This is a genomic window from Klebsiella sp. X13, from assembly GCF_003323835.1.
Taxonomy (GTDB): Bacteria; Pseudomonadota; Gammaproteobacteria; order Enterobacterales; family Enterobacteriaceae; genus Klebsiella; species Klebsiella ornithinolytica.
The window spans coordinates 1,540,037-1,559,970 of the sequence record NZ_CP030874.1; the positions used below are offsets into that span (position 1 = coordinate 1,540,037).

The window sequence follows — 19,934 nt, forward strand, 5'->3', positions numbered from 1 at the left end:
GACCATGACCTTAAAAGAATTATTGGTGGGGTTTGGCACCCAGGTCCGCAGTATCTGGATGATCGGGATGCATGCCTTCGCCAAACGTGAGACCCAGATGTATCCGGAAGAACCGGTATATCTGCCGCCGCGCTACCGTGGCCGTATCGTGCTGACGCGCGACCCGGACGGTGAGGAGCGCTGCGTTGCCTGTAACCTGTGTGCGGTAGCGTGTCCGGTAGGCTGTATCTCTTTGCAAAAAGCAGAGACCAAAGATGGCCGCTGGTACCCGGAGTTTTTCCGTATCAACTTCTCACGCTGCATTTTCTGCGGTTTGTGTGAAGAAGCGTGCCCGACCACGGCGATTCAGTTGACCCCGGACTTCGAACTGGGCGAATACAAGCGTCAGGATCTGGTGTACGAAAAAGAGGATCTGCTGATTTCCGGTCCGGGCAAATACCCGGAATATAACTTCTACCGGATGGCGGGTATGGCAATCGACGGCAAAGATAAGGGCGAAGCAGAGAACGAAGCTAAGCCTATCGACGTCAAGAGCCTGTTACCGTAAGGAGAGGGCAATGGAATTCGCTTTTTATATCTGTGGCCTCATCGCCATCCTCGCAACCCTGCGGGTGATCACCCACACCAATCCGGTGCATGCGCTGCTGTACCTGATTATTTCGCTGTTGGCGATTGCTGGGGTGTTCTTCTCGCTGGGCGCCTACTTCGCCGGGGCGCTGGAAATCATCGTCTACGCCGGGGCCATCATGGTGCTGTTCGTCTTCGTGGTGATGATGCTCAACCTGGGCGGCAGCGAAATCGAGCAGGAGCGCAAGTGGCTGCAGCCGGGGATCTGGATTGGCCCGGCTATCCTGTCCGCGGTACTGCTGGTGGTTATCGTGTATGCCATCCTCGGTCTTAACGATCAGGGCATTGAAGGCAACGCGATAAGCGCGAAAGAGGTCGGTATTACGCTGTTTGGGCCGTATGTACTGGCGGTGGAGCTGGCCTCCATGCTGCTGCTGGCCGGTCTGGTTGTTGCCTTCCACATTGGCCGCGAAGAGCGCGCCGGTGAAGTGCTGAGCAACCGTCAGGGCGATAGCGACAAAAGAAAAACGGAGGAACACGCATGATTCCCTTAACACATGGGCTGATCCTCGCCGCGATCCTGTTTGTGCTCGGCCTGACGGGTCTGGTTATCCGCCGCAATCTGCTGTTTATGCTGATTAGCCTGGAAATCATGATCAACGCCGCGGCGCTGGCTTTCGTGGTGGCAGGCAGCTACTGGGGTCAGACCGACGGTCAGATAATGTATATCCTCGCCATCAGCCTTGCGGCTGCGGAAGCGAGTATCGGCCTGGCGCTGTTGCTGCAGCTCCATCGTCGCCGCCAGAACCTGAACATCGATTCAGTAAGTGAGTTGCGTGGATGAACATGCTTGCCTTAACCATTCTTCTGCCATTGATTGGCTTTGTTCTGCTGTCATTCTCCCGTGGCCGCTGGTCGGAAAACCTCTCCGCCACCGTGGGAATGGGGTCAGTCGGCCTGGCGGCGCTGGTGACCGCGTTTGTCGGCGTCGACTTCTTTGCTAACGGCAAACAGGCGGTCAGCGTACCGCTGTGGACCTGGATGTCGGTGGGTGATTTCAACATCGGTTTTAACCTGGTGCTGGACGGTCTCTCGCTGACCATGCTTTCCGTGGTGACCGGCGTTGGCTTCCTGATCCACATGTTCGCCTCCTGGTATATGCGCGGGGAAGAGGGATACTCCCGCTTTTTCGCCTACACCAACCTGTTTATCGCGAGCATGGTGGTGCTGGTACTGGCCGATAACCTGCTGCTGATGTACCTCGGCTGGGAAGGCGTGGGCCTGTGCTCCTATCTGCTGATCGGTTTCTACTATACCGATCCGAAGAACGGTGCCGCCGCAATGAAAGCCTTCGTGGTGACCCGTGTCGGTGACGTCTTCCTCGCGTTCGCACTGTTCATTCTCTACAACGAGCTGGGCACCCTGAACTTCCGCGAAATGGTCGAACTGGCGCCTGCGCACTTTGAAGCCGGCAATAATATGTTGTGGTGGGCAACCCTGATGCTGCTGGGCGGTGCGGTCGGTAAATCGGCACAGCTGCCGTTGCAGACCTGGCTTGCGGACGCCATGGCCGGCCCGACGCCGGTTTCTGCCCTGATCCACGCCGCCACCATGGTTACCGCGGGCGTTTACCTGATTGCCCGTACCCATGGCCTGTTCCTGATGACCCCGGAAATTCTCCATCTGGTCGGTATCGTCGGAGCGGTGACGCTGGTGCTGGCAGGCTTTGCCGCGCTGGTTCAGACGGACATCAAACGCGTACTCGCTTACTCCACTATGAGCCAGATTGGCTACATGTTCCTGGCGCTGGGCGTCCAGGCATGGGATGCGGCGATTTTCCACCTGATGACCCACGCGTTCTTTAAAGCGCTGCTGTTCCTCTCGTCCGGCTCGGTCATTCTGGCCTGCCACCACGAGCAGAACATCTTCAAAATGGGCGGCCTGCGTAAGTCGATTCCGCTGGTGTATGTCTGCTTCCTGGTGGGGGGCGCGGCGCTGTCCGCACTGCCGCTCATCACCGCAGGCTTCTTCAGTAAGGACGAAATCCTCGCCGGCGCGATGGCGAATGGTCATATCAACCTGATGGTTGCGGGTCTGGTCGGCGCATTTATGACTTCGCTCTACACCTTCCGGATGATCTTCATCGTCTTCCACGGCAAAGAGCAAATCCATGCGCACGCAGGGAAGGGGATTACCCACCACCTGCCGCTGATTGTGCTGCTGATTCTGTCGACCTTCGTTGGCGCGCTGATTGTTCCGCCGCTGCAGGGCGTACTGCCGCAGACAACCGAACTTGAGCACGGCCGTGTGATGACGCTGGAGATTGCCTCCGGGATTATCGCCATTGCCGGTATTCTGATCGCCGCCTGGCTGTGGCTGGGTAAACGCACGCTGGTGACCTCTGTCGCCAACAGCGCGCCGGGCCGTCTGCTGGGTACCTGGTGGTACAACGCATGGGGCTTCGACTGGTTGTACGACAAAGTGTTCGTGAAACCATTCCTCGGCATCGCCTGGCTGCTGAAGAGCGATCCGCTGAACGCCATGATGAACATTCCGGCCATCCTCTCCCGCTTTGCAGGTAAAGGCCTGCTGCTAAGCGAGAACGGTTATCTACGCTGGTATGTGGCGTCTATGAGCATCGGCGCGGTTGTCGTGCTGGCGTTGCTGATGGTATTGCGTTGAGTTTGTTGGCTGGATGAGCGATTGCCTGCTTATCCGGCCGACAAACCCTAAAAGAATTTTAGAATTCGTTGAAAATCTGTTCCTGAGGTACAGGCGTCATCGGCGAAGTCAGACCGGAGACCGCCAGCGCAGAGCAACCGCAGCGTACTAAAGTACGTGAGGAGTGCGAGCACTGCCGGAATTCGGGCTGACGAGCGAGATAGCCTGAGCAGGAGTAAATATAAGGGACATACTCAGCTATGTTATTACCCTGGTTAATACTCATCCCCTTTATCGGCGGGTTTCTGTGCTGGCAGACTGAACGCTTTGGCGTGAAGATGCCGCGCTGGATTGCGCTGATTACCATGGGACTGACGCTGGTGCTCTCCCTGCAGCTGTGGCTACAGGGCGGTTATTCGCTGACGCAATCCGCGGGTATTCCGCAGTGGCAGTCAGAATTCGTGATGCCGTGGATCCCACGCTTCGGTATTAGCATTCATCTGGCTATCGACGGTCTGTCGCTGCTGATGGTGGTGCTGACCGGTCTGCTCGGCGTGCTGGCCGTGCTCTGTTCGTGGCGCGAAATCGAAAAATACCAGGGCTTCTTCCACCTCAACCTGATGTGGATCCTGGGCGGCGTTATCGGCGTGTTCCTTGCCATCGACATGTTCCTGTTCTTCTTCTTCTGGGAAATGATGCTGGTGCCGATGTACTTCCTGATCGCGCTGTGGGGCCATAAGGCTTCCGACGGTAAAACGCGTATCACGGCGGCAACCAAGTTCTTCATCTATACCCAGGCGAGCGGCCTGGTGATGCTGATTGCCATCCTGGCGCTGGCCTTCGTTCACTTTAACGCGACCGGCGTGTGGACCTTCAACTATGAAGACCTGCTGAAAACCCCGATGTCCCATGGCGTCGAATACATGCTGATGCTCGGCTTCTTCATCGCCTTTGCGGTGAAAATGCCGGTGGTTCCGCTGCACGGCTGGCTGCCGGATGCCCACTCTCAGGCACCGACCGCTGGTTCCGTTGACCTCGCCGGTATTTTGCTGAAAACGGCGGCCTACGGTCTGCTGCGTTTTGCGCTGCCGCTGTTCCCGAATGCCTCCGCCGAGTTTGCTCCCATCGCCATGTGGCTGGGCGTTATCGGTATCTTCTACGGCGCGTGGATGGCTTTCTGCCAGTACGATATCAAACGCCTGATTGCTTACACCTCCGTTTCCCACATGGGCTTCGTGCTGATTGCTATCTACACCGGCAGCCAGCTGGCGTACCAGGGGGCGGTGATTCAGATGATTGCCCACGGTCTGTCCGCGGCGGGCCTGTTTATTCTGTGCGGCCAGCTGTATGAACGCCTGCACACCCGCGATATGCGTCTGATGGGCGGTCTGTGGAGCAAAATTAAGTGGCTGCCGGCGCTGTCGATGTTCTTCGCCGTGGCAACGCTGGGGATGCCGGGTACCGGTAACTTCGTCGGCGAATTCATGATTTTGTTCGGCAGCTACAAAGTGGTGCCGGTGATTACCGTGATCTCCACCTTTGGACTGGTCTTCGCTTCCGTCTACTCGCTCTCAATGCTGCATCGCGCGTACTTCGGTAAAGCGAAGAGCGAGATCGCGGCGCAGGAGATGCGGGGAATGTCTCTGCGTGAACTGTCGATTGTTCTGCTGTTGGTGGTTCTGCTGGTGCTGCTGGGCTTCTTCCCTCAGCCGATTCTGGACACCTCACACGCTGCGATGAGCAACATTCAGCAGTGGTTTGTTAATTCCGTTTCTACTACAAGGCCGTAATTCGCCATGACAATAACTCCACAACAACTGATCGCACTGCTACCGCTGCTGATCGTCGGCTTGACGGTGGTGGTTGTGATGCTCTCCATTGCGTGGCGACGCAATCATTTCCTTAATGCCACGCTGTCGGTTCTTGGTCTGAACGCTGCGCTGATCTCACTCTGGTTCGTGGGTCAGAACGGCGCGATGGACGTGACGCCGCTGATTCGCGTTGACGGCTACGCCATGCTCTATACCGGGCTGGTGCTGCTGGCAAGCCTGGCCACCTGTACCTTCGCGTACCCGTGGCTTGAGGGATACAAGGACAACAAAGAAGAGTTCTACCTGCTGGTGCTTATCGCCGCGCTGGGTGGCATTCTGCTGGCGGGCGCCAACCATCTGGCGGCGCTGTTCCTCGGTATCGAATTGATTTCGCTGCCGCTGTTCGGCCTTATCGGTTATGCCTTCCGCCAGAAGCGTTCGCTGGAAGCGAGTATTAAATACACCATTTTGTCTGCCGCAGCCTCTTCATTCCTGCTGTTCGGTATGGCGCTGGTCTATGCGAACTCGGGCAACCTGTCCTTCCTGGCGCTGGGTAAAAGCCTGGCTGATAACACCCTGCACGAACCGCTGCTGCTGGCGGGTCTGGGCCTGATGATCGTCGGCCTCGGCTTTAAGCTGTCTCTGGTTCCGTTCCACCTGTGGACGCCGGACGTTTACCAGGGCGCGCCGGCGCCGGTATCAACCTTCCTGGCAACCGCCAGCAAGATTGCTATCTTCGGCGTGGTGATGCGTCTGTTCCTGTACATGCCGGTGGGCAACAGCGAAGCGGTACGCGTGGTGCTGGGCCTGATTGCCTTTGCCTCTATCATCTTCGGTAACCTGATGGCGCTGAGTCAGACCAATATTAAACGTCTGCTCGGCTACTCCTCCATCTCGCATCTTGGCTATCTGCTGGTGGCGCTGATTGCCCTGCAGAGCGGTGAAATGTCGATGGAAGCCGTGGGTGTCTATCTGGCCGGCTATCTGTTCAGCAGCCTCGGCGCGTTCGGCGTAGTGAGCCTGATGTCCAGCCCATACCGTGGTCCGGATGCCGACTCGCTGTACTCCTATCGTGGCCTGTTCTGGCATCGTCCGATTCTGTCGGCGGTCATGACGGTGATGATGCTGTCGCTGGCGGGTATCCCGATGACGCTGGGCTTTATCGGTAAATTCTACGTGCTGGCCGTCGGTGTACATGCGCACCTGTGGTGGCTGGTTGCCGCCGTGGTGATCGGTTCGGCGATTGGTCTGTACTACTACCTGCGCGTGGCGGTGAGTCTGTACCTGAGCGCGCCGGATAAACTGAATCGCGATGCGCCGTCGAACTGGCAGTACAGCGCCGGCGGTATCGTGGTGCTGATCTCCGCGCTGCTGGTCCTCGTGCTTGGCGTGTGGCCGCAGCCGCTGATTAGCATTGTGCAGCTGGCAACACCGCTGATGTAATCGCCAGGGCCGGGGTTAACACTACCGGTCCTGTAACTCTGCCTGCCCGTTGTGATACGGGCAGGCATTTTTTTTGCCGCCTTTCGCTGTTTTCTCCCCTCCAGATCGACTAGCTCAGGCTGTACACCATAAAGTCTTCGGCCAGCAGCGTCCGGGGAAAAACGTCCCGACACTCCGCCAGCAGGCGCAGACAGCCTTCAGCGTCATAGCGCGAACTAAAATGGGTCGCGATAAACATGCTGACGCCGGCATCGCGGGCCAGCGCCGCTGCCTGCTGACTCGACGAATGACCGCGGCTATTGGCTTTTTCCGCCATCGCCTGCTCCAGCGTCGTTTCATGAACCATCAGGTCAACGCCGCGCGCCAGCTCAAGCGCCGTCTCGCAGGGGGCGGTATCGCCAAAAATCGCCAGCGTTTTGCCGGGCGTCGCCGGGCCGAGATAGTGCCGACCATCGATCTTCCGCCCGTCTTCCAGCTCCACCGTCTCCCCCTGTTTCAGACGTTGAAACAGCGGACCCGGGCGGACGCCGTCGGCAACCAGTCGCGCAGCATCGAGAGTGCCGGGGCGGGCATGCTCTTCGATACGATAGCCGTAGCATTCAACCGGATGATTCAGCGGATAAGCGCTGACCCGATAGCCCCCTTCATCAAAGACCAGGCCGGGCCCCACTTCCACTATGGTGAGCGGATAATCGGTCCATGAGCCGCTTAAGCGCAGCGCGGTTTCAACAAACTCCCTGAGTCCCGTCGGGCCGTACAGCGTCAGCGGCAGCGAGTTGCCCTGCATGGAGCGGCTGCACAGCAGGCCGGGAAGGCCGAACAGATGATCGCCGTGGAGGTGAGTAATAAAAATCTTATTCAGTTTTCCTGGGTGGTACGGGGTATGTAAAAACTGATGCTGGGTACCTTCTCCGCAGTCGAACAACCACATCTCCGCTGCCGTCGGCTGTTGCAAATTCAGCACGATAGACGTCATATTACGTGTACGGGTCGGCACGCCTGCGGATGTCCCCAAAAATGTCAATTCCATCGTCCAGTGTCCTCAGGGCGTGGGTGAAAAAACTCAAGTATACAGGAGCAGTCAATGATTACATGGCAGGATCTTCACCACGCAGAGCTGACCGTCCCGCAGCTGTACGCTTTGCTACAGCTGCGTTGCGCGGTATTTGTCGTCGAACAAACCTGCCCCTATCAGGATGTTGACGGTGATGACCTGATCGGTGAAAACCGCCATCTGCTCGGCTGGCGAGGGGATGAACTGGTGGCCTACGCGCGTATTTTGAAAAGCGACGATGATATTGAGCCGGTGGTGATTGGACGGGTCATTGTCAGCCCGGCGGTGCGCGGCGAAAAGCTGGGTTATCAGCTGATGGAGCGAGCGCTGGCCAGCTGTCGTCGTCACTGGCCGCACAAGGCCATTTATCTCGGCGCCCAGGCGCATCTGCAGCGTTTTTACGCCAGCTTCGGTTTTCAGCCGGTGACCGACATTTACGATGAGGACGGGATTGCGCATATCGGTATGGCCCGCGAGGCGGTCACCGGTTAAGCGCCGTTAGCGTAACCGCGTAAAGGATCAATACTTTTTTTCCCTCAGCCTGCTCTGGCTGGCGGCGGCCACCTGCGGAAAGTCCGCTCCCTCATTATGGGTACTGCAATTTCACGCCAGTACCCCGTATAATCTGTGGTTTTTATTCTCTGGAGGTTTGCGTGCTGTCTGTTTCCACTGCGCTGGAACGCTTACGTGACTGCCTGTCTGACGATTTTCCGCCGTCGTCCGGTACGCGAATTTTCGATATTCCTTTCCCTCTTCATGACGCTTTTGACCCTCTTCTGTGGTGCGGTCATCAAGCGCAGTGGCCACAGTTTTACTGGCTGCAGCGCAATGGCGATGAAGAGCTTGCCGCGCTCGGCGCGGTTAAAACCTTCCCGTCTTTGGCCGGGGCTCACGACTTCTTGCAGCGTCAGGGGTTGGCTGATTTACGTATTTGCGGCCTGAATGCGTTTAATCCGCAGGAAGGGAGGCTCTTTCTGCCGCGGCTGGAGTGGCGTCGGGTCGGGGGAAAAGCCACTCTGCGTCTGCTGCTGAATAGCGAGACGTCACTGCGCGAAGATGCCATTGCGGCCCGGGCGTTTCTCCAGGCGCTAACGCCTGATCAGGCGCAGCCCGCCGCTCTGCCGCCGGTGCTCAGTGAACAACACTCCCCGGACTATCCGCAATGGCATGCGCTGATTGAACAGGCAACTCAGGCGATTGCCGCAGGGGAGATGGATAAAGTGGTGCTGGCGCGGGCCACGGATGTTCAGTTTGCGGCGCCGCCGGATCCGCTGGCCATTGTGGCCGCCAGCCGGCGCAGTAATCACCGCTGTTTTCATTTCATGATGGCCTTTAACGCGCAGCGGACATTCTTTGGTTCAACGCCGGAGCGGCTTTGGCGCCGGCGCGGGACGCTGCTGCGCACCGAAGCACTGGCCGGGACCGTTGCCAGCCATCCTGACGATCGCCAGGCGCAATTGTTGGCCGACTGGCTGATGAAAGATGATAAAAATCAGCGCGAGAATATGCTGGTGGTGGAGGATATCTGCCAGCGTATGCAGGATGAGGTCCGTTCGCTGGATGTCCTGCCGCCGCAGGTGGTGCGGCTGCGTAAAGTGCAGCATCTGCGCCGCTGCATCTGGGCTGAACTCTCTCAGCCTGACGATACCCGCTGCCTGCATCAGCTGCAGCCGACCGCCGCAGTCGCCGGATTACCGCGCCGGGCGGCGCTGGCATTTATTACCCGCCATGAACCTTTTACCCGGGAATGGTACGCCGGCTCCGCTGGCTACCTGTCGCTGGCGCAAAGCGAATTCTGCGTGGCCCTGCGTTCGGCGCAAGTCGAAAACGCCACGCTCAGGCTGTATGCCGGAGCCGGGATTGTCAGCGGCTCCGATCCTGAGCAGGAGTGGCAGGAGATAGAAAATAAGGCGGCGGGGCTGCGTTCCTTGTTATTGACAAAAACGTAGATAAACGATGCATATCAATACTCCATTGCTTTGTATTACCTATACTTAGCCTCAATATTTGATACCGGACAATTTCATGTCAGTAAGCGCATTTAACCGACGCTGGGCGGCGGTGATCCTCGAAGCATTAACTCGCCACGGCGTGCAGCATATTTGCATTGCGCCGGGTTCGCGCTCGACACCTCTTACGCTGGCAGCGGCGGAAAACCGCGCGTTTATTCCCCATACCCATTTCGATGAACGCGGTCTTGGCCATCTGGCGCTGGGGCTGGCAAAAGCCAGCCGGCAGCCGGTGGCGGTGATTGTCACGTCCGGAACGGCGACGGCTAACCTCTATCCGGCCTTAATTGAGGCGGGGCTGACCGGTGAAAAGCTGATACTGCTTACCGCCGATCGTCCCCCGGAGCTGATTGACTGCGGTGCGAACCAGGCGATCCGCCAGCCGGGCATGTTTGCTTCTCATCCCTCGCAGACGCTGTCGTTGCCGCGTCCGTCGCAGGATGTGCCCGCGCGCTGGCTGGTGTCGACGATTGACCAGGCGCTGGGCACCCTGCATTCCGGCGGTATCCATATTAACTGTCCGTTCGCCGAGCCGCTGTACGGCGAGATGGATGACACCGGCGTGGAGTGGCAGCAGCAGCTCGGCGCGTGGTGGCAAAGCGATAAACCCTGGCTGCGTCAGTCCCTGCACCTGGAAAGCGAAAAGCAGCGCGACTGGTTTTTCTGGCGGCAAAAGCGGGGCGTGGTCGTCGCGGGCCGCATGAGCGCCGCCGAAGGTAAAAAAGTCGCCGAGTGGGCAAAAACGCTCGGCTGGCCGCTGATTGGTGACGTCCTTTCCCAGACCGGGCAGCCGCTGCCGTGCGCCGACCTGTGGCTGGCGAACGGCAAAGCGGTGAGCGAACTGCAGCAGGCGCAAATCGTTGTGCAGCTGGGCAGCAGCCTCACCGGTAAACGCGTACTGCAGTGGCAGGCCACCTGTGAACCGGAAGAGTACTGGGTCGTGGATAATCTCCCCGGCCGCCTCGACCCGGCTCATCACCGCGGTCGTCGGCTGGTCTGCCCGGTGGGACAGTGGCTGGATCTGCATCCGGCGGAAAGCCGCCAGCCGTGGGCGACGACGATCCCTGTGCTGTCGCGGCAGGCCTGGCAGGCGGCGGCCGACCGCAGCGAGGCATTTGGCGAAGCCCAGCTGGCTCACCGAATCCACCGCTATCTTCCGGATCAGGGGCAGCTGTTTGTCGGTAACAGCCTGGTGGTTCGGTTGATTGATGCCCTGGCGCAGCTTCCGGCGGGATACCCGGTTTATAGCAACCGCGGCGCCAGCGGTATTGATGGTCTGCTGGCGACGGCGGCAGGGGTTCAGCGCGCCAGCGCCCGCCCGACGCTGGCGATCGTCGGCGATCTCTCCGCGCTCTACGATCTGAACTCGCTGGCGTTGCTGCGTCAGGCCTCTGCGCCGCTGGTGCTGATCGTGGTCAACAACAACGGCGGGCAGATCTTCTCTTTGCTGCCGACGCCGCAGGATCAACGGCGCCAGTTTTATCTGATGCCGCAGGATGTCAATTTCGGCCATGCGGCGGCGATGTTTGGTCTTCATTATCACCGCCCGGGCACCTGGGAGGCTCTGGAAGCGGCGCTGGCCGGGGCCTGGCGTCTTCCTGGCGCCACGCTGATTGAGCTGGTGGTGAATGAGACGGAAGGCACCCATACTCTGCAACAGCTGCTGGCGCAGGTCAGCCGGCTATGAGTCTGCACGCCCGGTGCGAAAAGGGGCAGTCGGGCTATCCCTGGCTGGTCTTTTTACACGGTTTTTCCGGCGACAGCCGGGAGTGGCAAACGGTAGGCGCCGCGTTCAGCGCTTATCCGCAGCTGTATATCGATCTGCCGGGTCACGGTGGTTCGCGCGAGGTCAGGGTCAGTGGTTTCGCCGAGGTTAGCCTGCGGCTGGAGAAAACGCTGGCGCACTATCATGTTCGGGACTACTGGCTGATTGGCTATTCGCTGGGCGGGCGTATTGCGATGTTTTTTGCCAGCCAGCCGCGGCGCGGGCTGTGCGGGCTGGTCGTAGAGGGCGGCCATCCCGGTCTCCAGGATGCGCACCAACGCCGCCAGCGTGCTTGTAGCGATGCCGCCTGGGCGGAGCGTTTTCGTCGCGAGCCGCTGGCGCAGGTTTTTGCCGACTGGTACCAGCAGCCGGTTTTCGCCGGCTTAAGTACGGCGCAGCGGGAAGCGCTTGTGGCGCTGCGCAGCCACAACTGCGGCACCAGTCTTGCCGCGATGCTGGAGGCAACTTCCCTCGCCGTACAGCCCGACCTGCGTGCGCAGCTCCGCGCCCGGCGCTACCCTTTTCATTATCTTTGCGGCGAGCGCGATGCGAAGTTTCGCGCCATTGCGCGCGACGTCGCCGCCACGACACATATTATTCATCATGCCGGGCATAACGCGCATCGGGAAAATCCCGCGGCGGTGGTGTCATGTCTGGCCCAGTTTTTAGCGAGTTAACCAAAGGACATTCTATGATCTCTCTTGATGAAGCAATGCTCTACGCCCCTGTGGAATGGCACGATTGCTCCGAAGGCTATACCGACATTCGTTACCAGAAGTCGACGGACGGGATTGCTAAAATCACCATTAACCGTCCGCAGGTGCGCAATGCGTTCCGCCCGTTGACCGTGAAAGAGATGATTCAGGCGCTGTCCGATGCCCGATATGACGATAATATCGGCGTCATTATCCTCACCGGCGAAGGCGACAAAGCATTCTGCGCCGGCGGCGACCAGAAGGTCCGCGGCGATTACGGCGGCTACCAGGATGATTCCGGCGTTCACCACCTGAACGTGCTCGATTTTCAGCGCCAGATCCGCACCTGTCCGAAGCCGATTGTGGCGATGGTGGCGGGATATTCCATCGGCGGCGGTCACGTTCTGCATATGATGTGCGATCTGACGATTGCCGCAGAAAATGCCATCTTCGGTCAGACCGGTCCGAAAGTCGGCTCATTTGACGGCGGCTGGGGCGCATCCTACATGGCGCGGATCGTCGGCCAGAAAAAGGCGCGCGAAATCTGGTTCCTGTGCCGTCAGTACGATGCGCAGCAGGCGCTGGACATGGGGCTGGTCAACACCGTCGTCCCGCTGGCGGATCTGGAAAAAGAGACCGTACGCTGGTGTCGCGAAATGCTGCAAAACAGTCCGATGGCGCTGCGCTGCCTGAAGGCGGCGCTGAATGCCGATTGCGATGGTCAGGCGGGGCTGCAGGAGCTGGCGGGGAACGCCACCATGCTGTTCTACATGACCGAAGAGGGGCAGGAAGGGCGTAACGCGTTCAACCAGAAACGTCAGCCGGACTTCAGCAAATTTAAACGGAATCCATAATGCGTCAGGCGCAGGTTTACCGCTGGCAGGTACCGATGGACGCGGGCGTGGTACTGCGTGAACGGCGGTTAAAAACTCGCGATGGGCTGTTCATCCACCTGCAGGACGGTGAACGTCAGGGATGGGGTGAAATTGCGCCTCTGCCGGGCTTTAGCGTGGAAACGCTGGAGGAGGCGCAGTCCGCGCTGGTGGCGTGGTCGCTTGCCTGGCGGCAGGGCGAGAACCCGCCCGAGCCGTCTCTGCCTTCCGTGGCCTTCGGCGTCAGCTGTGCGCTGGCGGAGCTGAACGATGAACTGCCGCTGGAGGCGGAGTATCGCGCGGTGCCGCTGTGCACCGGCGACCCGGACGAACTGTTTGCCAGGCTGGCGGCACTGCCCGGTGAAAAGGTCGCGAAGGTCAAGATCGGGCTGTATGAAGCGGTGCGTGACGGCATGGTGGTTAACCTGCTGCTGGAAGCGATTCCCGACCTGCAGCTACGTCTGGACGCCAACCGCGCCTGGACGCCGCTCAAAGCGCAGCAGTTTGCGAAATATGTCCACCCGCAGTACCGCGACCGTATTGCCTTCCTTGAAGAACCGTGTAAAACCCGCGACGACTCACGGGCTTTTGCCCGGGAAACCGGCATCGCGATTGCCTGGGATGAAAGCCTGCGTGAGGCGGATTTTCGTTTTCAGGCAGAGCCGGGTTTGCGTGCGCTGGTGATCAAGCCGACGCTCACCGGTAGCCTGCGTAAAGTGCGGGAGCAGGTTGCCACGGCTCATGCGCTGGGGCTGACGGCGGTGATCAGCTCATCGATCGAATCAAGCCTTGGACTGACGCAGCTGGCGCGGATTGCCGCCTGGCTGACGCCGCAGACCCTTCCCGGCCTGGATACGCTGGCATTGATGCGCGCGCAGCTGATTCGCCCCTGGCCTGACAGCCCGTTACCCTGCCTGAGTTGTGATGAGCTGGAGCCGCTGCTGTGACCTTTAGCGACTGGCCATGGCGCCACTGGTGCCGGCTGCGTGGCGATGCGCCGGCGGTACGTCTGAACGACGTTGTCCTGAGCTGGCGGCAGCTGTGCGCTGAGGTTAACGCGCTGGCCGCGGGATTCCGCGCTCAAGGGGTCAACGAAGGGGAGGGCGTGCTGCTGCGGGCCTATAACCAGCCGTCGGCATTGCTGGCATGGCTGGCGCTGCTTCAGTGCGGCGCCCGGGTGCTTCCTCTGAATCCTCAGCTACCGCCTTCGCTGCTGGCGGCATTGTTACCCTCCCTCGATCTGCGTTATGCGCTGGTGCTGAACGGCGATCCGCTCGCCCTCGACTTTACGCCGCTGACGCTGCAACGGGCGGCGGGGGATTCGACGTTGCCCTGGCGCGAAGAACGTCTGGCGTCGATGACGCTCACCTCCGGTTCTACGGGGCTGCCGAAGGCCGCCGTGCACAGCTGTCGGGCGCATCTTGCCAGCGCTGAAGGCGTGCTGGCGATGATTCCGCTGGCGTCGGATGACGACTGGCTGCTGTCGCTGCCGCTGTTTCATGTTTCCGGCCAGGGCATTCTCTGGCGTTGGCTGCTGGCGGGGGCTCGCCTGACGGTAGGAGAAAAACAACCGCTGGAACAGGCGCTGCGAGGCTGTACGCATGCCTCGCTGGTGCCCACTCAGCTCTGGCGATTGCTCAATAGCGAGGCTGATGTGTCGTTGAAGGCGGTGCTGCTGGGCGGCGCGGCGATTCCCGTCGCGCTGACCGAACAGGCGCGCGCCCGGGGCATTCGCTGCTGGTGTGGCTATGGCCTGACGGAGTTCGCCTCGACGGTTTGTGGTAAAGAGGCGGATGGCGCGCCGGACGTCGGCCAGCCGCTGCCGGGGCGCGCGCTGAAAATTGTTGCCGGCGAAGTCTGGCTGCGGGCCGATAGCATGGCCGCTGGCTACTGGCGCGAAGGCGGGGTGCAGCCGCTGGTCAACGAACAGGGCTGGTTTGCCACGCGCGATCGCGGCGAGATCAGGGAGGGCAAACTGACTCTGCTTGGGCGGATGGATAACCTCTTTTTCAGCGGAGGGGAAGGGATTCAGCCTGAAGAGGTGGAAAGAGTACTCCTGGCTCATCCGCAGATTCAGCAGGCGTTTATCGTGCCGTTAGACGATGCGGAGTTTGGCCAGCGTCCGGTGGCGGTGGTGGAGTGCGATGCGCAGTGCGATGTCGCCGCGCTGGCGGCCTGGGCACAGGATAAGCTGGCACGTTTTCAGCAGCCGGTACGCTGGTTGACGTTACCTGAGTCGCTGAAAACCGGCGGGATTAAAATCTCCCGCCGGGCATTACGTGACTGGGTTAATGCGTTGCCAGGCAGCCAGACCAGTTAACCTGGGTTGGCCTCGGCACGGTGCCGGGGCGCTCAGAGCAGGCCTTTCAGGGTTAATGTTTTGCGGGTCGCCACATTCAGATCGTAGCGGGGCAAATCTTCCGGTTTCACCCAGGCATACGCCTGAAACTCGTCGTTGAGGGTGATTTCGCGGTTGGCGCTAAGGCAATCAAAAATCAGGTAAATCATATAAATCTCTTCCTGACGGCCGTCGGCATAGGTTTTGACCCGAATATCATCGCTGAAGGTCCACGGCGTAATCTGCGTCAGCTGCAGCGCCTCGCCAAGCTCCTCAGCAACTTCCCGGCGTAGCGCCTCTTCAATGCGTTCGCCCGGTTCAACGCCGCCACCGGAAAGCGCCCACTGTCCGGGAAAAACGCCGCGATCGTCAGCCATTTTGCAGAGCAAATAGTGTCCCTCATTCTGAATCAGCGGGCAGACGATGGTCCTTTGGCGCATGGTGATCTCCTTGACTAAACGGTAGGGAAAAGATGTTGGAGCACCAGTTTGCGAGCCGTCTCGCTAAACCGCAAGCTGCATTGTCCGTATTTAGCCGACATTATCCGTAGCAACTGGTTACAATCACGAGAGTAAAGGTCGTTTTAGTGCATTGATTCCTCAGCGTTCGGCAGTACAATTCTGCGGTTTTTGGGACTTTTTTGATTCTTGTTTTCTGGATAGAGTAAAAATGAAAAAGAGCATTTTATTAGGTCTTGCCGGCATGATGTTCGTCTCTACGGCGGCCCATGCAATCAGCGTAACCGGGCAGGCTGGCGAGCACTACACCAACCTTGGCGTGGGTTTCGGGACTGAGTCATCTGGTCTGGCAGTGACCGGCAACTGGATGCACAGCGACAATGACGGCGACGCGGCGGGGTTAGGCCTTGGTCTGAATATTCCGCTGGGGCCGTTCCTCGCGACGGTTGGCGGCAAGGGCGTTTATACCAACCCGAAGAGCGGCGATGAAGGGTATGCGGCGGCCGTCGGCGGCGGCCTGCAGTGGAAAATTGGCGACAGCTTCCGTCTGTTCGGCGAATACTATTATTCCCCGGATTCTCTCTCCAGCGGCATTCAGAGCTATCAGGAAGCTAACGCCGGTGCGAGCTGGACGATTATGCGTCCTCTGAGCATCGAAGCCGGTTATCGCTATCTGAACCTCGAAGGGAAGGACGGCAACAAAGACAGCACGATTGCAGACGGTCCGTATCTCGGCGTCAGCGCCAGCTTCTAATCCCCCCAACGGCGCGAACGTTTCCCGCGCCGTATTCCTGTCTACTCCGCCTGCGCCTTGCGCTATAGTATTGCCACCTGGCAGGCAAGGAGTGAAGTGAATAATGATAAATGTGGAAATGCTGTCCACCGGCGATGAAGTGTTGCACGGGCAAATCGTCGATACCAATGCCGCGTGGCTGGCCGATTTCTTTTTCAATCAGGGATTACCGCTAACGCGCCGTAACACCGTGGGCGATGACCTTGACTCCCTGGTCACGGTGCTACGTGAGCGCAGCGAACAGGCGGATGTGCTGATCGTCAACGGTGGCCTGGGGCCAACCAGTGACGATCTGAGCGCGCTGGCCGCGGCGACCGCCAAGGGCGAAGGGCTGATTCTGCACGAAGAGTGGCTGGAAACGATGACCCGTTTCTTTGCCGAGCGCGGTCGCCCGATGGCCGCAAGTAACCGTAAGCAGGCGGAGATCCCCGCCAGCGCGGAGATGATCAACAATCCGGTGGGGACGGCCTGCGGTTTTGCCGTTCAGCTCAACCGCTGTCTGATGTTTTTCACCCCCGGCGTTCCATCGGAATTCAAAATCATGGTCGAGCAGGAAATTTTACCCCGCTTGCGTGAGCGTTTCCCGCTCTCTGCCCCGCCGCTGTGTCTGCGTCTGACGACGTTTGGCCGTTCGGAAAGCGATCTGGCGCAAAGCCTCGATCCGCTGGCGCTGCCGCCGGGCGTCGTCATGGGCTACCGCTCTTCAATGCCGATTATTGAGCTGAAGCTCACCGGGCCGGCGGAGCAGCGCGAAGCGATGCTGGCGATATGGCCGGAAGTGAAAAAAGTGGCGGGAGAGAGCATGATTTTCGAGGGCACCGAAGGGCTGCCCGCGCAGATCGCGCGTTGTTTACAGGAGCGCCAGCTGAGTCTGACGCTGAGTGAACAGTTTACCGGCGGTTTGCTGGCGCTTCAGCTTTCGCGGGCAAATGCGCCGCTGCTGGCAAGTGAAATTGTCCCTTGCCAGGAGGAGTCGCTGGCGCAGTCCGCCCGCTGGGCCGCAGAACGGCGGGTCAATCATTTCGCCGGTCTGGCGCTGGCGGTGAGCGGCCAGGAAGCCGATCACCTGAATTTCGTCCTCTCGACGCCGGAAGGCACCCATGCGCTGCGGGTTAAATTCAGCGCCACGCGCTACAGCCTGGCAGTGCGTCAGGAAGTCTGTGCCATGATGGCGCTGAATATGCTGCGCCGTTGGTTGCACGGTCAGCCGGTCGCCGGTGAACACGGCTGGATTAACGTCGTCGAATCGCTCTCGGTTTAAACCAACCTCTGCGTCGGGAACCTCTCCCGACGCGCAATGAGTCCAACCTGTTGTACTTGCTTTTAAATATTCTGTGCGCCATCTCGCATTTTCCTCCCTCCGAATGTCCACCCGGCTGGAATAGCGTCGTCATTTGAAGTCGCTCACAATTTACCGCCCGGACAACCGCAACACTGATTCCAGTATTCAGGATTGGAGTCCAGCATGTTGGAATCAAGCAAAGTCCCGGCGCTGACCCGCGCCATCGACATTCTCAATTTAATCGCCCGTATCGGCCCCTGCAGCGCGGCGACCATTATTGACGAACTGGGTATTCCGAAAAGTACCGCCTATCTGCTGCTGGGAGAGCTGAGAAAACAGCGCTTCCTCAGCATGGATAATCAGGATAACTACTGCCTGTGGACCAAGCTGGTTGAGCTGGCCGGGCAGGCGCTGAGCAAAATGGACCTGCGCGAACTGGCGCGGCCGCGCCTGACGCAACTGATGGATCAGTGCGGTCTACTCTGCCACCTGGGCATTATCGACAGCGGCAACGCCTACTACATTCTGAAGATTGAATCCCCGGCGACCATCAGCGTGCGTTCGCACGAGGGTAAGAGCCTGTCGCTGTATCGTTCCGGTATTGGTAAATGCCTGCTGGCCTGGCAGCCCGAGCGGGTTCAGGAGTCGATTATCAGCGAGCTGCAGTGGGAGCGGGCGACGCCAACCACCATCACCAGCGCCCAGCAGCTTCGCGATGAGCTGGGGCGTATCCGCGCCCGCGGCTGGAGCTTCGATAACGGTGAAGATTATCCCGACGTTCGCTGCGTGGCCGCGCCGGTTTTTAACGCCAACAACGAGCTGACCGCCGCCATTTCCGTGGTGGGTACCCGTCTGCAAATCAATGAAGACAATCGCGATTACCTCGCCGGTAGGGCGATTGCCTGCGCTAAAGATATTTCCCGTCTGCTGGGGTGGAAGAGCCCCTTCGAACAACAGGCCTCATAATAAGGAGAAGATCATGACCCTACCGAAAATTAAACACGTCCGCGCCTGGTTTATCGGCGGAGCTACCGCAGAGAAAGGCGCTGGCGGCGGCGATTATCATGACCAGGGGGCAAACCACTGGATTGACGATCATATCGCCACGCCGATGAGCAAATATCCACAGTATGAACAGTCCCGTCAGTCGTTTGGCATCAACGTTCTCGGCACGCTGATTGTGGAAGTCGAAGCCGAAAACGGACAGACCGGCTTTGCGGTGTCGACCGCCGGTGAGATGGGCTGCTTTATCGTCGAAAAGCACCTGAGCCGCTTTATCGAAGGCAAGTGCGTCAGCGATATCAAACTGATCCATGACCAGATGCTCAACGCCACCCTGTACTACTCCGGCTCCGGCGGCCTGGTGATGAATACCCTCTCCTGTATCGACCTGGCGCTGTGGGATCTGTTTGGCAAAGTGGTTGGACTGCCGGTTTACAAACTGCTGGGTGGCGCGGTGCGCGATGAAATTCAGTTCTACGCCACCGGGGCACGTCCGGATCTGGCGAAAGAGATGGGCTTTATTGGCGGCAAAATGCCGACCCACTGGGGGCCGCACGATGGCGATGCGGGGATCCGCAAAGATGCCGCCATAGTGGCCGATATGCGTGAAAAATGCGGCCCGGACTTCTGGCTGATGCTGGATTGCTGGATGAGCCAGGACGTTAACTACGCCACTAAACTGGCCCACGCCTGCGCGCCCTATAACCTCAAGTGGATCGAAGAGTGCCTGCCGCCGCAGCAGTATGAAGGCTATCGCGAGCTTAAACGCAATGCGCCAGCCGGAATGATGGTCACCAGCGGCGAGCACCACGGCACGCTGCAATCCTTCCGCACGTTGTCGGAAACCGGCATCGATATTATGCAGCCTGACGTGGGCTGGTGCGGCGGCCTGACCACCCTGGTGGAGATTGCGGCGATCGCCAAATCGCGCGGCCAGCTGGTGGTTCCGCACGGCTCATCGGTCTATTCGCACCATGCGGTCATTACCTTTACCAACACGCCGTTCAGCGAGTTCCTGATGACCAGCCCGGACTGCTCAACGATGCGTCCGCAGTTTGATCCGATTCTGGTTGACGAGCCGGTACCTGTGAAAGGTCGCATTCATAAAACCGTGCTGGATAAACCGGGCTTCGGCGTCGAGCTGAACCGCGACTGCAACCTGAAACGCCCTTACAGCCACTGAT

19 protein-coding genes are annotated in these 19,934 nt (G+C 59.4%); 17 read left to right on the plus strand and 2 right to left on the minus strand.

Annotation, left to right across the window (positions count from 1 at the left end; translation table 11 throughout):
- The first annotated feature begins 4 nt into the window (after window positions 1-4).
- From nuoI to nuoN, 6 genes are all read left to right on the plus strand, one after another.
- A complete protein-coding gene (gene nuoI / locus DSD31_RS07540; protein WP_004865092.1) occupies window positions 5-547 on the plus strand; it encodes an NADH-quinone oxidoreductase subunit NuoI in 543 nt (180 codons plus the stop codon).
- A 10-nt stretch (window positions 548-557) separates the two neighbouring features.
- Window positions 558-1,112, plus strand: coding sequence for an NADH-quinone oxidoreductase subunit J (nuoJ, locus tag DSD31_RS07545; RefSeq protein ID WP_015583796.1), 555 nt, complete (start codon window positions 558-560; stop codon window positions 1,110-1,112).
- Window positions 1,109-1,411 (plus strand): NADH-quinone oxidoreductase subunit NuoK, encoded by a 303-nt coding sequence (gene nuoK, locus DSD31_RS07550; RefSeq protein ID WP_004865088.1) that lies wholly within the window; start codon window positions 1,109-1,111, stop codon window positions 1,409-1,411. Before nuoJ ends, nuoK begins: the two co-directional genes overlap by 4 nt.
- The gene (gene nuoL / locus DSD31_RS07555) at window positions 1,408-3,249 is read left to right on the plus strand and encodes an NADH-quinone oxidoreductase subunit L (RefSeq protein WP_015583797.1); all 1,842 of its coding nucleotides are present in this window, start codon (window positions 1,408-1,410) and stop codon (window positions 3,247-3,249) included. The genes nuoK and nuoL overlap by 4 nt, the downstream gene beginning before the upstream one ends.
- A gap of 239 nt (window positions 3,250-3,488) precedes the next feature.
- Window positions 3,489-5,018 carry an NADH-quinone oxidoreductase subunit M gene (gene nuoM / locus DSD31_RS07560; protein ID WP_015583798.1) on the plus strand — a complete coding sequence of 510 codons (1,530 nt, stop codon included), beginning with the start codon at window positions 3,489-3,491 and terminating at the stop codon, window positions 5,016-5,018.
- Window positions 5,019-5,024: 6 nt separating this feature from the next.
- On the plus strand, window positions 5,025-6,482 hold the full coding sequence (gene nuoN / locus DSD31_RS07565) for an NADH-quinone oxidoreductase subunit NuoN (protein WP_015583799.1): 1,458 nt from the start codon (window positions 5,025-5,027) through the stop codon (window positions 6,480-6,482).
- A gap of 109 nt (window positions 6,483-6,591) precedes the next feature.
- Here nuoN and rnz read toward each other — a convergent pair whose 3' ends face one another.
- Window positions 6,592-7,512 carry a ribonuclease Z gene (gene rnz, locus DSD31_RS07570; protein WP_015583800.1) on the minus strand — a complete coding sequence of 307 codons (921 nt, stop codon included), beginning with the start codon at window positions 7,510-7,512 and terminating at the stop codon, window positions 6,592-6,594.
- 54 nt (window positions 7,513-7,566) lie between these two features.
- Here rnz and DSD31_RS07575 point away from each other — a divergent pair, with 54 nt between their 5' ends.
- The 7 genes from DSD31_RS07575 (at window position 7,567) to menE (ending at window position 15,197) form a co-directional block, all read left to right on the plus strand.
- Window positions 7,567-8,028: a GNAT family N-acetyltransferase gene (locus DSD31_RS07575; RefSeq protein ID WP_015583801.1), complete on the plus strand. Its 462-nt coding sequence runs from the start codon at window positions 7,567-7,569 to the stop codon at window positions 8,026-8,028.
- A gap of 161 nt (window positions 8,029-8,189) precedes the next feature.
- Window positions 8,190-9,485: an isochorismate synthase MenF gene (menF, locus tag DSD31_RS07580; RefSeq protein ID WP_032717988.1), complete on the plus strand. Its 1,296-nt coding sequence runs from the start codon at window positions 8,190-8,192 to the stop codon at window positions 9,483-9,485.
- A gap of 76 nt (window positions 9,486-9,561) precedes the next feature.
- Entirely contained in the window at window positions 9,562-11,232 is a 1,671-nt protein-coding gene (gene menD / locus DSD31_RS07585; RefSeq protein WP_088883750.1) for a 2-succinyl-5-enolpyruvyl-6-hydroxy-3-cyclohexene-1-carboxylic-acid synthase, read from the plus strand.
- The gene (gene menH, locus DSD31_RS07590) at window positions 11,229-11,987 is read left to right on the plus strand and encodes a 2-succinyl-6-hydroxy-2,4-cyclohexadiene-1-carboxylate synthase (protein ID WP_015583804.1); all 759 of its coding nucleotides are present in this window, start codon (window positions 11,229-11,231) and stop codon (window positions 11,985-11,987) included. Before menD ends, menH begins: the two co-directional genes overlap by 4 nt.
- A 14-nt stretch (window positions 11,988-12,001) precedes the next feature.
- On the plus strand, window positions 12,002-12,859 hold the full coding sequence (gene menB / locus DSD31_RS07595) for a 1,4-dihydroxy-2-naphthoyl-CoA synthase (RefSeq protein ID WP_032686654.1): 858 nt from the start codon (window positions 12,002-12,004) through the stop codon (window positions 12,857-12,859).
- On the plus strand, window positions 12,859-13,824 hold the full coding sequence (menC, locus tag DSD31_RS07600; protein WP_064368159.1) for an o-succinylbenzoate synthase: 966 nt from the start codon (window positions 12,859-12,861) through the stop codon (window positions 13,822-13,824). Before menB ends, menC begins: the two co-directional genes overlap by 1 nt.
- On the plus strand, window positions 13,821-15,197 hold the full coding sequence (menE, locus tag DSD31_RS07605) for an o-succinylbenzoate--CoA ligase (protein WP_064359088.1): 1,377 nt from the start codon (window positions 13,821-13,823) through the stop codon (window positions 15,195-15,197). The genes menC and menE overlap by 4 nt, the downstream gene beginning before the upstream one ends.
- A 32-nt stretch (window positions 15,198-15,229) precedes the next feature.
- On the opposite strand, the gene nudI is transcribed toward menE, so the two are convergent.
- Window positions 15,230-15,655, minus strand: coding sequence for a nucleoside triphosphatase NudI (gene nudI / locus DSD31_RS07610; protein ID WP_015583808.1), 426 nt, complete (start codon window positions 15,653-15,655; stop codon window positions 15,230-15,232).
- A 229-nt stretch (window positions 15,656-15,884) separates the two neighbouring features.
- On the opposite strand from nudI, the gene DSD31_RS07615 reads away from it, so the two are divergent.
- From DSD31_RS07615 to rhmD, 4 genes are all read left to right on the plus strand, one after another.
- The gene (locus DSD31_RS07615) at window positions 15,885-16,427 is read left to right on the plus strand and encodes a YfaZ family outer membrane protein (RefSeq protein ID WP_015583809.1); all 543 of its coding nucleotides are present in this window, start codon (window positions 15,885-15,887) and stop codon (window positions 16,425-16,427) included.
- A 103-nt stretch (window positions 16,428-16,530) separates the two neighbouring features.
- Window positions 16,531-17,727, plus strand: coding sequence for a nicotinamide mononucleotide deamidase-related protein YfaY (locus DSD31_RS07620; protein WP_015583810.1), 1,197 nt, complete (start codon window positions 16,531-16,533; stop codon window positions 17,725-17,727).
- 204 nt (window positions 17,728-17,931) lie between these two features.
- On the plus strand, window positions 17,932-18,714 hold the full coding sequence (locus tag DSD31_RS07625) for an IclR family transcriptional regulator (protein WP_015583811.1): 783 nt from the start codon (window positions 17,932-17,934) through the stop codon (window positions 18,712-18,714).
- 13 nt (window positions 18,715-18,727) lie between these two features.
- On the plus strand, window positions 18,728-19,933 hold the full coding sequence (rhmD, locus tag DSD31_RS07630) for an L-rhamnonate dehydratase (RefSeq protein WP_113990927.1): 1,206 nt from the start codon (window positions 18,728-18,730) through the stop codon (window positions 19,931-19,933).
- Window position 19,934 lies beyond the last annotated feature (1 nt).